Source organism: Microcoleus sp. SVA1B4, assembly GCF_036700545.1.
In the GTDB taxonomy this organism is placed as follows: Bacteria; Cyanobacteriota; Cyanobacteriia; order Cyanobacteriales; family Microcoleaceae; genus Microcoleus.
This window is the reverse complement of record NZ_JAUBPB010000070.1, coordinates 21,569-37,213: the sequence shown is the minus strand read 5'-3', so window position 1 is coordinate 37,213 and position 15,645 is coordinate 21,569. Positions and strand designations below refer to the sequence as shown.

Annotated in this window: 13 protein-coding genes; 5 read left to right on the top strand and 8 right to left on the bottom strand. The window is 46.1% G+C overall.

Features of this window, described 5'->3' with window-relative positions:
• Window positions 1-604: 604 nt before the first annotated feature.
• Complete coding sequence (locus QT987_RS24520; protein WP_333245448.1) at window positions 605-2,539, bottom strand: serine/threonine-protein kinase; 1,935 nt, start codon at window positions 2,537-2,539, stop codon at window positions 605-607.
• A gap of 505 nt (window positions 2,540-3,044) precedes the next feature.
• Here QT987_RS24520 and QT987_RS24515 point away from each other — a divergent pair.
• Complete coding sequence (locus tag QT987_RS24515; protein WP_333057691.1) at window positions 3,045-3,527, top strand: 2Fe-2S iron-sulfur cluster-binding protein; 483 nt, start codon at window positions 3,045-3,047, stop codon at window positions 3,525-3,527.
• A 38-nt stretch (window positions 3,528-3,565) separates the two neighbouring features.
• Complete coding sequence (locus QT987_RS24510; RefSeq protein ID WP_333245446.1) at window positions 3,566-4,036, top strand: phycobilisome protein; 471 nt, start codon at window positions 3,566-3,568, stop codon at window positions 4,034-4,036.
• A 17-nt stretch (window positions 4,037-4,053) separates the two neighbouring features.
• Here QT987_RS24510 and QT987_RS24505 read toward each other — a convergent pair whose 3' ends face one another.
• The 5 genes from QT987_RS24505 to QT987_RS24485 form a co-directional block, all read right to left on the bottom strand.
• Window positions 4,054-5,220 carry a pentapeptide repeat-containing protein gene (locus QT987_RS24505; RefSeq protein ID WP_333245442.1) on the bottom strand — a complete coding sequence of 389 codons (1,167 nt, stop codon included), beginning with the start codon at window positions 5,218-5,220 and terminating at the stop codon, window positions 4,054-4,056.
• Between the two features lie 242 nt (window positions 5,221-5,462).
• A complete protein-coding gene (locus tag QT987_RS24500; RefSeq protein ID WP_333057688.1) occupies window positions 5,463-6,125 on the bottom strand; it encodes a V4R domain-containing protein in 663 nt (220 codons plus the stop codon).
• A gap of 50 nt (window positions 6,126-6,175) precedes the next feature.
• Window positions 6,176-6,646: a phycobilisome protein gene (locus tag QT987_RS24495; protein WP_333057685.1), complete on the bottom strand. Its 471-nt coding sequence runs from the start codon at window positions 6,644-6,646 to the stop codon at window positions 6,176-6,178.
• Window positions 6,647-6,816: 170 nt separating this feature from the next.
• Window positions 6,817-7,083 carry a hypothetical protein gene (locus tag QT987_RS24490; RefSeq protein ID WP_333057683.1) on the bottom strand — a complete coding sequence of 89 codons (267 nt, stop codon included), beginning with the start codon at window positions 7,081-7,083 and terminating at the stop codon, window positions 6,817-6,819.
• Between the two features lie 94 nt (window positions 7,084-7,177).
• Window positions 7,178-7,879: a V4R domain-containing protein gene (locus QT987_RS24485; protein ID WP_333057681.1), complete on the bottom strand. Its 702-nt coding sequence runs from the start codon at window positions 7,877-7,879 to the stop codon at window positions 7,178-7,180.
• A gap of 282 nt (window positions 7,880-8,161) precedes the next feature.
• Here QT987_RS24485 and QT987_RS24480 point away from each other — a divergent pair, with 282 nt between their 5' ends.
• The 3 genes from QT987_RS24480 (at window position 8,162) to QT987_RS24470 (ending at window position 12,727) form a co-directional block, all read left to right on the top strand.
• On the top strand, window positions 8,162-9,994 hold the full coding sequence (locus tag QT987_RS24480) for a peptidase C14 (RefSeq protein WP_333245440.1): 1,833 nt from the start codon (window positions 8,162-8,164) through the stop codon (window positions 9,992-9,994).
• A 1,487-nt stretch (window positions 9,995-11,481) separates the two neighbouring features.
• Entirely contained in the window at window positions 11,482-11,706 is a 225-nt protein-coding gene (locus QT987_RS24475) for a hypothetical protein (RefSeq protein ID WP_006635912.1), read from the top strand.
• A 769-nt stretch (window positions 11,707-12,475) separates the two neighbouring features.
• Window positions 12,476-12,727: a TIGR02450 family Trp-rich protein gene (locus tag QT987_RS24470; RefSeq protein ID WP_242725377.1), complete on the top strand. Its 252-nt coding sequence runs from the start codon at window positions 12,476-12,478 to the stop codon at window positions 12,725-12,727.
• Window positions 12,728-13,118: 391 nt separating this feature from the next.
• On the opposite strand, the gene QT987_RS24465 is transcribed toward QT987_RS24470, so the two are convergent.
• Both QT987_RS24465 and galT read right to left on the bottom strand, forming a co-directional pair.
• Complete coding sequence (locus QT987_RS24465) at window positions 13,119-14,231, bottom strand: M24 family metallopeptidase (protein WP_333245437.1); 1,113 nt, start codon at window positions 14,229-14,231, stop codon at window positions 13,119-13,121.
• Between the two features lie 151 nt (window positions 14,232-14,382).
• Complete coding sequence (galT, locus tag QT987_RS24460; protein ID WP_333245434.1) at window positions 14,383-15,471, bottom strand: galactose-1-phosphate uridylyltransferase; 1,089 nt, start codon at window positions 15,469-15,471, stop codon at window positions 14,383-14,385.
• Between the last annotated feature and the right edge of the window lie 174 nt (window positions 15,472-15,645).

The following is a 15,645-nucleotide window of genomic DNA, read 5'->3' as shown; positions in this document are numbered from 1 at the left end:
ATTCTTTTTTCTAGGTTCAGTTTTCTACCTTTAGTTCGCGGTTGTTTGAACCGCTTCCCTTCTGGCGCTTTATTAATGTATCAACTCTCCCCAGAGTTGTCAAGCGTTTTGTGAAAATATTTTTGAGGTTTTTTTGAAGCTATACACAGTAAGGGTTTCGACATTTATCGCCTGCTCCGGTATCCCCTGGCTGACTCCTCTTTTAACTATGGGGTCTTTTTTTGGGCCCAAATACGGCTTTGGGGCGGACTATTTCCCGCGCATGGGTATAAGGACTCAGTGGTTCAACATGATGGGGCTTACTTGGAGTAGAGGTTAGGCAAAGTTAGAGTGTAAGGTGTGAGGCTGCATCATGGGCTTAGGATGACAGAAGCAGGCTGGTGCATGAGTCATATATATGTAAGTGGTGTCTGCATTTCTTGGACTTTACGGAGGGAGGTTTGGATCTCAGATTGAGCCGATCGCCCTTAACGATTCCTCTGATTCAAAATCCCGAAGTTGACACGACACGGTACTCTAACCCCGATCGAACTCCCAGGAATCGATCGCCCGCAAATACACTCTCCTGAATTACACCCCCAAACTCCTTCAGTTACGCCAGTTATCAGCCTTTGATGATCGAGGGCGAGTTGGTATCCTCAACATCTACATCTAAAAAGTGCAAGTGACTCTCTTCCTGAGTATTGACAGCAATCACCAAACCTCTATTGCCCCAGGGAGCGATCGCCCGCGGTGAGGCGGGGCTGCTAAAATTCCCTACTTGAATCCCTTGACTGTTTAACACTTCTATCTGGCCCCCAACATCTGCCAATACCCATCCCCAATTAGCCACACAAGCAGACACGGGCAAACTTTCCAGGGGAATTCGCGCTACCTTGAGCGGCCACAATTTCATCAACAGCACCGCCGCTTTACCACCTTGGGGAATTCCCAGCAAAGTATAAGGCTCAGGTGTCAATAGGATCTGTCCGACGCTGGCAGACAACCGCACAGAACCCACAGGGGTGCCGCGGCGAGTGTAAACTCTAAAAATAGTTTGGGGATTTTTTGGTTCGTTATCCGGCCAAACTGCTAAGACGTGTCGCCGATCCAAAAACATTAATTCTGGTAAATAGTGTTCTGGTAACGGCACAGTAGCGATCAGCTTCAGGGCTTTTTTCTGATCGCCCGCCGTGCTGTTTCCAGCTAAAGAATAAAAACGCAGTTCGCCGGGAACCGCTACTGTCAACCAGTTGCCGCGAGAGTCTACAGCAGCTTTTAAAGCATCTGGCCCTTGCCTCAAACCCATATCCAGTAAACACTGAGGCTCCCAAGATCGCTCATTGAGCCAGTAAAGTTTTTGGGGAGTGAGAACGCAGCAGCCGTTGGAAACAGGTAAAATGCCGCGCACGATTTCCGCCATTAATGAAATCGAAGTAGACATTTCTCCTGTAACTAGCTGTTTTCCCGGCTGAGACCAAACCTTGACCTCTGTACCTACAGCAGCATAGAGATAGGTTTCAGTGGCAATTAAAGCGGTCAACGGTGCAGGAAGTATCAGTGGCTTGGGCTGCGAAAGCGAATAGCGCACAGTCCGAAGTAAATTAATAGCCGACTGTGATACTTTTTCCTCTTCAACTTCCAGCAAAGAGTCAGTTTCCGACTTCAGACTTTTATCACCACTTGTGGGATTTTCCCAGGGAATAATGCAGTCGCCCAATTGCCTGACAGCGGGGTCGTACATGATCAACCGCAGAGCTTGAGCCATTTGGGAAGCACTGGCAAAACGGCGGGCTGGCAGCTTTTCTAAAGATTTTTTGACTATTGCTTGCAAAGGTTCGGGGATGGCGTCTGGAAATTGCAAGCGTTGATTGAGGTGGGCCCACCTCAAGTCTCCGGGGGTTCCCCCGAAAGGGCGGTAGCCCATTAGCAATTCAAACAGCAGAATTCCTACTGCATATATATCTGACATCGGGGAAAAAAGACCGTAAAACCGCTCAGGGGCCATGTAAGCAGGGGAACCTACGGTAGCGTCGGGAGAAAGTTCTTGGTGGAGGCGAGTGGTACCTATTTCTGGCAGCCGACGCGCGATGCCAAAGTCAGACAGCCGGGGCGACCAACCTTTGGCCCCTAAAGTTAGGAGGATATTTTCGGGTTTGATGTCGCAGTGAACTACGCCTCGGCGGTGGGCGTAGTCTAAGCCGGCTAAAACTTCCATGACTAGCTGTAAACCTTCGAGCAGACGCAAGGGGCGGTCTTGTTTGAGTAGGTTGCGGAGGGTTCCTCCCTCGCAGTAGTCCATAACCAAGTACCTGCCTGTAGCTGTGTGTTCTAGAGCTCGGCAGGTAACGATGTTCGGGTGCTGCAAGGTGATCAGAAACCACAGCTCTCGCAAGAATTCGCTAGTTGGGGCTTTTTGATGACTAAGTTCTTTGAGAGCAACCAGTTGGCTGGTGAGGCGGGAGTCCTGGGCGGGAGCTTCTCGAACGCTGGCACAAAAGACTCGACCAAATTGTCCTTGTCCGACTAGCCCTAAAATGCGGTACTTAGAATGTTGCATCGGTCTAATTATAGAAAAAGCTTGAGCTAGTATTAAAATATGTAAATAATTCTGACAAAAATTCAAATTTTTGAATCGATCGCCAGGTACAGCCTATGTTATCTCAGGTTCATTCTCAGCCTCCTTGAGAGCGATCGCACAGTCGCACCTACTAAAATCCTTGAGCTTCGGAATCACTATCAATCTTGCCGGATGCCTGTACCCGATCTGGAACTACCTGTGGCTGCTATTTTAGTTGATCGCGACTATTACAGTTTTTTCAATGCCCTCCAGAAAGTTTCTAAGGTTTTAGCTTTTCAAGGCTAAGCTGGGGAATCGGGCCGAGGAAACAGCGATAGGACCAAAAAAACAGAAGTGCGGTTATGCCATAGGGGTTAGAGAGGCAGAAGCCGATGCTGTCGTCAAGGCATCTTAACCTTTTTGAGTGTTAGCCAAATTTTTTTGCGCTTTGAATAAGTTGATCGTAACTTGCTAAATACTGAACTTGACAGGAGCAAACATCAATATGGTTAAAATTATTAAACTAGATCCAATTGCGGAGGAAATAGCAGTCGAAACCCGATCGAATATCCTGTCTGCCTTACTTTCCAAAGACTTAGACGTTCTCAAGGAATGCGGGGGGCGGGGAATGTGCGCTACCTGCCATGTTTACATTAAAGAAGGCATGGAAGGCTTGTCGGACATGAACCGCCGCGAGAAAAGGACGTTGGAAGTCATTACTACGGCTAAAGCCAATTCGCGACTTGCTTGTCAGGCTCAAATTATGGGCGAGGGTGTGGTTGTAGAGTTGCCTGCGGGGATGTACATTAATGCTATTGAAAATGTCGAAGCTCTGATCGGCCGCCGGGCCCAGCAAGATTTATTACACCCAATTACGGGTCAAGTAGTTGTAGAATCGGGAAAGTTAATTACTCGTTCTATCGTTACACAGCTTAATGAAACCCGCTTTCAAGTAGGACAGTATTTAGTTCGCACTAAAGAAGCTTAAAACTGATATGTTTGTATTTTAGTAGTAGAGAAAAATCTATGTTGAGCCAACTTGCGCGTTTGAGCACGGAAACAGACGGACGGTACGCCAGTGCAGAAGAACTCCAATTTTTGAAAGACTACTTTCAGTCTTTGAATTACCGGATGAGTGCTTATAAAAAAATTCAAGCCTCTGAAACAGAAATTATGCGGCAAGTGGAAGCACAAATGCTGTCTCTAGACCCTAGTTTATTTCGGCGGGGGGCTAACGATATGACTGAAAAGTGCCGTGGAGATATTGTGCGGGTGTTGAGGCATTCGGCGGCAGCACTGTTGATTAATGATACTGAACGGTTGCGCGATCGGCTACTACTTTGGTTGCAAACTATTTTAGGCGCTGTTCAAGTTAGAAATACTGCGACCGTGACCTATGATGTGATGAAAAAGGTCCTCAAGCAATATCTCACGGTGGAAGAAAGGAACCTATTTTTTCCGATTCTGGACATCAACCGCACTTTACTGGGCAAATAATCAAGGGAGTTGACAAGTTAACGCCGATAAACTGTGCCGTTAGGAAGAGTGGCTCCAATCAACTTCGCTCCGGTCAAATCCGCCTCAGTGAGAATCGCTCCCCGGAGGTTGGCTCCTGTCAAGTCAGCTTTCTGCAAGTTGGCTTTACTCAGGTTAGCTTTGCTCAAGTTAATTTCATGTAGACAAGAATTAGACAGGTCGGCATTGATCAGGTAGGCTAGACTCAAGTTGGCTTTGCTGAGGTTTGCCCCGCTAAAGTTAGCTTCCATCAGATAAGCACCGCTCAAGTTGGCTTCGTTCAACAATGCCTCTGCCATATTGATTCCAGTTAAAAGTTTGCGGCTCAAGTCTACACCGCCCAGATCGGCCCCGCTGAGGTTAATACCGCTTAAGTGGCTGCCGTTCAAAGTAATGTTTCTCAGGTAGGTTTTGCTGAGGTCTGCTTTGCACAAATTGGCTCTATCCAAGCAAGCTTCGCTAAGGTCTGATCCGCTCAAGCACGCGCCGTTTAAATAGGCTTGAGTGAGGTTAGTTCGCCTGAGATTTGCTTTCAACAGGTTGGCTTTGCTGAGGTTAGCACGGGTTAAGTTGGCTCCGGCTAGGTTGGCTTTGGATAATTCGGCTCCGGTGAGTTGTGCTTCGGTCAAGTCTGCCTCTTTCAGACTCGCTAGACTTAAGTAAGCATCTTTGAAGTTTGCTCCGTTGAGATTGGATTTAATCAGATAGGCTTTACTGAGATTGGCCTGAGTGAGAACGGCTTTGGTGAGGTTAGCGGCGCTCATATCTGCACCTATGAGATTAGCATTGGGAAGAATTGCTCCGGTCAGGTTTGCCCAATTCAGATGAGATCCGGCTAGGTTGGCGCCGGTGAGATTGGCTCCGATGAGATTGGCTCCACTCAGACTGGCTGCCATGAGGTTGGCGCCGGTGAGATTGGCTCCGCTGAGGTCAGCTTTGCTGAGGTTGGCTCGACTCAGATGGGCTTTGGTGAGGTCTGCCCCGCTGAGGTTAGCACCGATTAAGTAGGGTCGTTGCTGGTGTTGGTTGAGGTTTGCCAAAATTAGAGTTGGGGCATCGCTGGAACGGTATAAATCGATCGGACTCAACACAATGCCGCGCAGATTTGCCAGTCTAAAATCTCTTTCGCCGGCTGCATATCGAGTTAGAAGTTCATTGGCGTCCATTAAGTTCTAGCAAAATATTTGAGGTTTTGATGGCTTTTAAATTTTAGGAATTTCTAGAGTAAGTTATGAATTTTCTTGCTGCTAGTTATAATCAGGTTTTATTTAAATTGCTAAAACCTAGTTTCTTGACTTAGGATATTTTTTATAATTTAACTCACAGTTTTGATGATACGGTGGATAATCTGACTACCAAAACTTAATTTTGACAGCTATTAGAAACAAAGTAATAGCTGTCAAATAAGTCAGTTTTTTTGGAAAAGTTGAGTGATAATAGCTTCATGGTCTTTTCCTTCTTCGACCATAGAATCTGCTGGTTGGAGGCGATCGCGCAGCCCTAAAATAAAGCGGTTGCAGTCCGAACCCAATGATTCGCAGGATGTTTGCAGGCAGTGAAGTTCTCGACCCGTAAGCTGACTAAAGAACGAACTTAAAATACCTGCTTCTAAAAAACAGGCTGGTCGCTTAGACTTGGGGGCTGTTTTAGCAAAAAGAGAGTTAGCAATTTTTACTATTAAGAATCCATGTTCGGAATAGCTGGGGTCTAGATCAAATGTTCCCCATCCATGAGTTTTCCAACACTGCTGTAATGACTGAAGAAATTCTACCATTTCCATTTCAGAAACTGGCTGACCGTAGTATTCGCTGACTTCTTCGCAAAAACGCACGTAGAAGTTTTTACCCCACCAGCGACCGCAGTTGAAAAGCACGAGGCGGGAGGCTTGACCTGTTTCTTGTTCTAAGCCGATATAAATGGCTTGAATCAGTGTTTCTGGAAGTGCTAAGAGCCGATCGCCCCGTCGGTTTTCGAGGAGGCCGAGTTCGAGGTCGCCTCGGACGTAGGCATCGCTGGCAAAGTAGTTTCCAGGGAGTCGGGGCTGTTTGAGTAAGTCGGCAATATTAATCATCGGGAATTGGGAATTGGGAATCGGGAATTGGAAATTGGGAAGAAAGCTGATTATTTATTACCTTGATCAATAATAATTGACTGTGCTTGGTCGAAAAATGGTTGCAATATAGCCCTGGCTTGCTCGGAAAGCAATTCTTTTAAACGAGTTTGCAGCAGATTGCAAACAGTTGCTTCGATTTTTTGAGTTTGGTGGGCTTCGACTATGCCGGAAAGCCAGTCTACAAGGCGCTGTTCGAGAAAATTTTGATCGTTCAGCAGCATAGCCATAGCGCAGTACCGCAAGACTAACACCCAGTGTTTGAGCGATCGTTCTAAGGTTTCTTGTTTTTCGTCGGGGAATGTTTCTTGTAGTTGGTTGGCTACTGGTTGGAAGATGCTTGCTTCCTTCTCTCGCAAAAATTCGTAAATTTTTAAGCGCTGAACAAGGGTTACAGCTTGACGCTTAAAAGCTAGGAGTTCTTCGCCTTTTAAAAAGCGGTTTTCTGCCTGATCCAGCAGCGCCTCAATCTCAGGGTGCATGATTTTAATTAAGTGGTAATCGGTAATTGATAAAAGGAAGGAAGTTCGGCAACGAGCAGTGTACGGGATTTAACGGATTTAACGGAGGGATTTTGAAGGATGAGAAAAGAGAGGTGAGGGAAGATGGATGAGGGATTGCTCTATTTTTCATGTTCTATTCCCTAGACAGATTAAAACATATCGAATAGGTCATCAATGGTGACTTCTGCTTGTTCAGTAATAGAAATTACTGGCAAGGGTGGCGGTAGGGGTAGGGCACCTACTTCCGGAATTCCTTCCCAAGAAATAGCTTGAAAAAAGTCTGCTACTGGCTGGGTTAAACTCAGAAGTTGACCGGGGTTCGAGCCAGTTGGGGTTTCTAAAGATTTTCCCAGCCAATTATAGTGACCAAAGAATTCTTGGACGGATTGGCCCAACCATGAAGTTTGACTTTTCATCTTTCTTCCTGCCTGGAGAAATCCACCATTGCACTTTCGATCGCGAAATTGGTGGGAGGAAAGGCAGGGCAGGGAATGTGCCTTTCCAGGTTGTTTACCGCAATATTTCACCGTGTTGCAGTCGATTTTGAATATCGCGGGCGTTGGCACCTTCGTTGAGCCAGAATGCTGCTGCATCAATTTTATCTGGGTTGCCAAGCAGAAACTTGCAATAGGTTTCTCCCATTGAGTAACATTGGAGTTCTATGCAGCTCAGAGGCTTTTTGACTAAAGAGCCAAAGAAACCGGCGAACAAACCGGCGTATAGGTGACAAACCGGTTTGCCTACGTCGCCCAAAGTTCGAGCAACTGCTGAGTCAAAAAGGTTGATGAAGATACAGCCGTGTTTGCGATCGCTCATGTCCACTTCCCAGCGACCCCAACCTTGAGCTGTGAAAGGCCACCACCAAGTTTCTAGCAGAAACATGAGATTTGACTGGCGAATGTTCTGGCTGTATTCGGCACTAAACCATTTTTGAAAAAATTCGGAATCTTGGAGTCCCCATTGGCAACCAATAGTATACATGATGACAGAGGACGCAGGGCCGACTTCTTCTTCGAGTCCCTCCACCAAACCAATAATGAAGTCTTCGCTTGTAAAAATGTTGCGCGACTCGTTCCAGTCGTCAATTGTACCCATCTGGCGATCGAAGGCAAAAAAATCCTGAAATCTATAGTGGCTATGAGTTTTAGGATGATGTTGCTTTAGTAACGATTCGCTGTGGGGGGAGATTTCTTTTTTGGCGGTAGAGACCATTGGCGGGTTATTCCTTTTTGATGTAGTTTGGTGAAAATTAGAGTCAAATAGACTGGCCTGTGTATCCAATTTAACTTTATTTTTCTAAAGGTAGACACAGGGGAGAATTTTTTACTGCAATATAAAAATTAAAATTTCTAGGATGCTAAATTTGGGCGCTTGTTGGGAGTTCTGCCTTCGGACAACTGCTCTCTGAGTGCTGGCGAAAGTGGGTATAACCTTCAGCGGCTATGTGTTATCGTTTTGTGCAAGCAGTCCACTATATATATAGGGCATATGGGGATGAAAAATCACGCTTGTATTGCAATAGGCATCAATCAATATCAGTTACTCCAGCCTTTGAGTTATGCCCAAGAGGATGCAGAGGCATTGTACGGTTTTTTGACTGAGGATGCGGGTTTTGCGCCGGAGGGATGTCTGCTGATGACCGATAGCTCGCCGTCGCTGTGGGGTCAATCTACATATCCAAATCGGGAAAATATTCTGAGATTGACCCAAAGCCTCTGCGGGGAACATGTGCAAAAGGGAGATTTACTCTGGTGTTTTTTTAGCGGCTACGGTGTCAGCTATGAAGGTAAGGATTATTTGATGCCGATTGACGGCAATCCGGCTGACATTAAGGGTACGGGGATTCCGGTAGAGTTGCTGTTGAATACTCTGAAAAACGCTCCTACGGAAACGGTGTTGGTGCTGGTTGATATGAACCGCAGCCAGATTTTGAAAGCGGGGGAAACGATCGGCTCTCAAACGGTCGATCTGGCGCGGGAACTGGAAATCCCAACGGTGCTTTCTTGCCGCCCAAATCAAGTTTCGCGGGAAACTTCGGCTTTGCGTCAGGGGTTTTTTACGACGGCGCTTTTGGAGGGGCTACGCTCGGGACAGTGCATGACGATTAAGGGTTTAGACCGTTTTTTGAGCGATCGACTGCCGGAGCTGTGTGACCACCATTTGCGTCCGAAACAAGAACCTTTGATGGTGGTGAATCCTCCAGGAAAGGCTAATTTGGTGATTTTGCCCGATGTAGGGGTACCAACGGCTGCGTTGGCCGGACGCAACGGCAATATGACGGTTGGTACGGCTGATGGGTTAGATCGCCCGCAAATGGCGACGGCTAGGGATCGAATGGATCTGCCTCCTGCAGTTCGCAACGCTCAGGATTCGTCGGTTGAGATGCCGCCTGTGTCGCAGCCGAAGGCCGTGGTTCCTGCTGATGGGGGAGGCGATCGACCGAACTTGCAAAAGCCGGAGGATGAAGATAAAGGGGGGTCGGATAAGTCATTTTTGCAGCAGCTAGTTTTGTGGAGTTCCGCTACGGCTTTGGTGTTGCTGTTGGGTGTTTTTGTGACGAACAGATCAATTTTTATTGGTCAGCAGGAAGGAGATCCTCGATCGCCTGCTGAAAATGCCCAAAACTCTGGATCTCAACAATCTACTGGTACTGGGGGGTCTCAGAACCAACCGCGGGCGGTGCAAGCAGGGGCTGGAACCAAGCAGCCACCGTCGAGCCAGCAGGTGTGGGCTGAGGCGAAAACTTTCCTTAAGGATGGTTCGGCTTCTAGTTTTAATAAAGCGGTGGTTAAGGCTCGAACGATTCCGGCTAGCGATCCGCTCTACCCGCAGGCTCAGCAGGATATTGAGCGCTGGAGTTTAACGATTTTGGATATAGCTAACGGGCGGGCTGCTCGGGGCGATTTCCAGGGGGCGATCGGGGCGGCTAAATTAATGCCGGATGTCAATAAGCCTGTTTACAATCAGTCGAAACAGGCGATCGCTCAGTGGGAGGAGCTATCCAAAGACCAGGATGTAAATGCTGCTTTGCTATCGGCTGCTAAGGGTCAAATTAAGCGGGGGGTTGCCTCTTCTTACAGTAAAGGCATCCAGCAAGCTAATAAAATTGAGCCAGGTCAGCCGAAGTATGAAGAAGCTCAACAGTTAATTGGAGAGTGGAGCGAAAGTATTCTCAAAATTGCTCAGTTGCGTGGCTCTCAAGGAAAGCTGAAAGAGGCAGTTGAAGCTGCTTCGCTGGTGCCGTCGGGTACTAAGAGTTATCAGCCGGCTCAGAAGGATATCGCCAATTGGAAAACTAAGCTCCAACGCCAGCAGAAAAAAAGTTGATTTAGTTGATAATTTCTCGGTTTCCCACCGGGAAATTATTTTAGCGACTGACCAACATTAGTCGTTGGCTAGATCGATACCTCTTGATACTGAAAAAAGAGACCTACATATCGATAATTTAAAACCAATAATTTTATTCGCCATTTCCCCTCCCAGCTTCTGCGGGAGGGGTTTTTATCTGTTGGCTGGTCGGTGCGTTTTTGTATAGTGAAAGATATCGTATGAGCTGGTTAATGAGGGTTGCATAATAGGGGGATGATTTTAATGTTTTTTGTGATGGGGCCATGAGACCGAAGGCGTGTATTTTCACAGCAGGCGGGACGCCCAACCCTACTCCCCACAATAATCTTCAAATTTTGCAACGCCGATTAATTAATATTTTAAATTCACGTTTAGAGTTTCCTGAGCCGACTCCTCTACCGTCAAAAAATATTTTTCTAACAAAAAAGATGGCTATAAAGATAGTTAAAAAATGATAAATAAATCATGAATAAATAGCTTTTATTTGAAATTTAGAAAAAAATCAGTATGTTTAATTACTTGTGATTATCAGATTAAGTTATATTTTTTTAACTTAATTTAGTAAGAAGGTTTGCTACATATAATTGCTACCTAATGCAAATTAATCGGGCAAAATCGTCATAAAAATCGGCTATGCACAGTTAATTTTTTTTATCGATTTTGGTAGACTATTAGGAGCGATCGACGGATGGAAGACTGTTTAAACTTGTACTGTTTTTAAATTATGAACAGTGACCTATCTGTTATGAATTATACAAAATGAGCCGTTACTGACAATTCTCGCGGACGTGCGATCGCCCCCAATGAATTCAGGAAACATATTCACCGCCACACAGCACAAAATATCTGGATTCGCAAGCTGCGAGTCTTCGTTGGCCCGGAGATCACAAAGCTGCCTTAATTAACACAAATAAGGGCTTTGCAAGAAAATCCAAAAAATATTTCCTTGAGAAACAAGAATAAAAACTTGCTCGGTTATTGTAGCCCCGGTAACAACACGTATGCCTAAAGTTATAGTCCACAGCTAAGTCTACAGGACGAGCTAAATCAATAGGGTGATGTGGCAGTGTCGGGGTGTTAAGAGGGGCGATCGAATAGGAATGTTCCCGGAGCCATCGCTTCCCAATCGGGGAGTCTAAAACCTAGGAAGGCAAGGAGTTGGAGACAAGGCTGAACTTTTTGAGGTCAGGAAAGTAGCGTTAGCACTAAACTCTGCCGTATTGTGGAAATCGAGCCAAATTTGTAACAGTTCTTAACTATAAAGAATTCTGCCAAAACTGCTAGCATAGTGACACTTTTGCTAGCAAAAACAGATAAAGTAAATAAAGTTGGCTAGCTCTAGACGCGCCGATCCCCATCCTGGGGATGTTGAATCAATTTGATTCATACCAAGTGGTTTTAGAGTTACAATCGGAATCAAAGCATCGCTATTTAACTGAGTTCTTTACTTACTTTTACTTTCAGCTATGAACGTGGATTTTATCAAAGCCCAAGTCAGGTTGCTACAGGGTGCAAGTTCATCGGAGCGAGAAACCCTTATTAAAAACATCGGCGTCTGTGCTGGCGTGATCCGACCAGGAGAGTACGTGACTCCGCAACGGAAGCACGCTATTACTCTCTGGCTGCAAACAAATGCGGTTCGCCTCCGACTTCCCCAACTTCCTCTGGACTTATCAGGCCAAAAGCCTTAACAGGGAAGTAATCAAGAGGTAGCGACAGAATCAAAGAAATTAGTCAATCTTACCTAAAAGTGCGTTTTTATTGAGCTGTACAGGATCAATGAAACACGATGAAGATTGAAAAAATGTTTGTAGGGAAAGTTGGGCTCGAAAACACGCCTGTGGACAAGAAGCGGCCGACCGCCTTGGTAGAAGCAGGAAGTGAACGTCAAACCTGCTCTAAAAGTAGATTTGAGTAAGTTTCACAGAAAGGATTATTCTGCACAACTATAACCTGGGTTATTTGCTTTTAGATTTGAGATTCACGATGTAGCTGGTATTGGATAAATAGGCTATTTGTGGATCGCCTGAAAAATTATCCTATTCAATAGGTATAACTAATTACAGGGGCAGTCATTGAACTGCCCTTACTTTTGAACCAGATGCGAAACTGTTGCAAGTTACAATAAACGCATCTACTTGTAGATAGAGTTTATGTGAACTCTCGTGTAAGCAGCAGTGGCTCTATATTATTTGGTATGTTCGAGATGGGAGGGAGAGAAGGGGAGAGGGGGAGAGGATTGGACGACTTTTGATAGGGAATTAATATCATCAAACAGAACGAGTTATAGCAATCCTTGCAGGAGTCGTACCAAGATGTAGGGGATAGTACCTTTCTTTGCCTACCCTGGCCTCATGGGGCAACCACGGGGGGTTTGCCCCTACAAGAATGACACAAAGGATTTAGGATGGCTATATTACAATTCACTTGCTTTCTAATATATTTTTCCACAAAAATACTGTGAGCAAAAAACAAAAATTTCCTTATTTAGTTGGTTCCCGATGGACTTCACACCAAAAAACTTGGGGGTGGCGACACTTTCAAGTGGTCAACCGAAAAAACGAAGGTAAATGGGTATTTGCAGAAATGGTGGCGGCTTGCGATCCAAATGTGCGTTTTTGGCTGAACGCCGCACAGCTCAAAGACCGATCGCTCTGGCAAGCTGGATGGCAGTCTACGCAAGAATTAGAGGAATTAGAAACTGCCGACTAAAAGACAGGGCTGTGGGGTAGAGAGAGGGGAAGTTCCCTCGCCTGCTGCTATCGTTCCGATTCAAACCAATACGGAGTGAGACTTTCCCGGTTTTGAAAAATCTTTTACATGACTACAAGTTCGGGAAACCCTTATGTAGCTGCGTTTTTGCTTCAGTAATTAGGTGGGAAAAATCATACAGCATATTCCATGTATATGTGGTAAACACAAGAAGAGCGATCGCCTGCTGTTTGGTGCGTCGCCACCCGTCAATCTGCCATATTTATCAAATATGAAGGAACGACACACCCTACCGATTAACTAAATTAAGCCAAATGACAGAAGCCGCCAGATAAATTCCATCTAAAAGTTTGCAGCGCGTTTGTCATCGCTCGGTACTGCTTGAGATTGACTAAGGTCGATCGTCCCATATTTCCAGCGGCACAGGGCGCAACCTTCCCGCTACTTCAACACTCGGCCAATTCGGATCAAAAGTCAAATTTTCCAACGTTCCATCGCTGTGAATTACAAACGTATCCTCAATTTTTGCTCCCGACAAACTCGGATTCCAAGCCACAGCCATATTTTCTGCCAAAATATCTGAAGTAGCCGGATTCGCAACAATTTCCCGCGCCAAATATCCGGTAGTTCCACCTTGATGGTGTTCCGCAATTGCTTGAGGATATCCGTGCTCTTCGTAAGCAGTTTTAAGGGTATCATAAACCGCATTCAGCGTTACTCCCGGCCGACAAAAATTGAGCGCCGCTGCTTCAATTTCTCTGACTTTTCGGTGCAACTCTGAATGCTTTTCGCCCAGAAAATCGAAACAGACAAATCTAGTTAAATTGGCATACAAACCCCATCCCCTCGCGCAAAATACTAACATTGCTTGTCGTCCAATTTGTTCGGCGGTTGCTGTGGCGTGGCGGTACAGTGGCAAACGCCTTTCTCCAGCAACTAATGTCAGGGCTGGATGCAAACCTCTCGCCCACAAAGCCTCTGCACCGGCTCCCGCTAGCTGATATTCTGTCCATGTGGGTTTGGCGGCGGAAAGTACCTCTGTCATCGCTTCGCTGGCTAAACGCCCGACTCGTCGGTATCGATCTAATTCGCTTGACATCATTGTCTGTTTGCGGGATTGTAAAGATGCGATTATTGGCGTTTCTTGGGAAGTTGGCCGATCGCTCATGACGTTACCGCCACCAGTAATTTGTTTGACAAAAGCTTCGCGCTGTGCAACATCAGCCCAAGGATAGATGTGCATTTGAAAGTTGGTTGGCAATTCTTCATCTTGCAAGCGTTGAGCTTCGATTTCATCGGTGAGAACCCAAGCGTTTTCGGCGGTAATTAAAAGTTCTGCAACTCCGGTTTCTGCGGTTAGCAATACTGTATGGGAACCGCCGGCTGTGGCCCAGGCAAACCAGTCTGTACCTCGCAAGCGAAGGGATCTCGCTTTTGTTTCGGTTAAGGCTTTGCGGATGAATTCGAGTTTGCTTTCAACTTCTGGGTTTAATGAGTTTATCATATAGGAAATAAGGAAGAAGGAAGAAGGAAGAAGTCAACTCCCCCTGCCCCAGAAGGGGGGAAGGAAGAAGGAAGAAGGAAGAAAATCACTGATTTTAGTTAACATTTGCTAAATCTAAAATCTACAATCTCTAAAATCTAAAATCTAAAATCTAAAATCTAAAATCGATAGATACTGCTTGCAATTCTTTAGCTTTTTCTTCGGGTAAAGCGTCGTTGGCAAACATTCCGGCGGCGAGTTCGGTTCCTGCTAGGTATTTTAAGCGATCGCTCGATCGATAGGGCGGATAAAATTGGGCGTGCAAATGCGCTTCTGGGTGGGGTTTCCCGTCGGTGGGCCCTTGAAACCAAGCCATCAAATAAGGGAAGGGGCGATGCCACAAACCGTCGTATTTGAGGGTGACTGTTTTTAAGGCCTTAGCGAGTGATTGCCGCTGTTTTTCCGTCAAATCGACAAATGTAGCAGCGGGGGCGATCGGGGCAATCCACACTTCGTAAGGGTAGCGAGCACAAGCGGGGACAAAGGCGATCGCCTCTTCGTCTAAATAAATAATTCGCTGGTTGTCGGAAATCTCTTTTTGAATCAAATCTTGCAGCAAACCGCTACCGTTTTTTTGATAGTAAACCGATTGACATTCTAACATCCGTGCGGGCACCGGGGGCACGAATGGATAAGCGTAAATTTGACCGTGGGGATGGTGCAAAGTTACTCCGACTTCGACGCCGCGATTTTCAAAGGGCAAGACGTATTCAATTTCGGGATTGCTGCCAATAACTGAAGTGCGATCGGCCCATACTTCTAACAATAATTCCAAATGAGATAACTCCAAAGAACCGAGGGAAGCCAGCGGATCTTGAGTGAAAACCACGACTTCGCAAATGCCTTTAGCTGGCAAAGTTTCGACAATATTTGCAGGTGCGTTTTTTGCTTGCAAAGTCAGCGAGGGAAAGCGGTTGTCAAACACTGCTACATCGTAATCTCCCGGCGGCAATTCTGTCGGAAACTTAGGGTTAATTGTAGCAGCCAGCGGGTTGTATTCCGGCGGCGGCATGAAAGTTCTTCCCTGACGGTGGCTGGCGTATGCTACCCATTCCCCCCGCAAAGGATGCCACCGAAAGTGCGGGTTTGCCTCTACGGGTTCATTGCTGGGACTTACGGCCGCGATACCTTTTGGGATTGGGTAGCGGCTGTACAGTGTGAGTGGGCGGCCGTCTGGTTTTAGCAATGTTTGGGCGTACATTTTTTGTAGGGGCGGGCGATCGCGTTTAATATATGTTAGGAGTATAACTTCGTGTTTTGAGAATCTGCCCCTACCTAAAGTCGCAAATTATTTTAACAAGTTTAGGAATGAGAATTAAATAACTTAGAATGCGTGATGGTTCTTGTGGGATGGGCGTCCCGCCCGTCCAGAAAG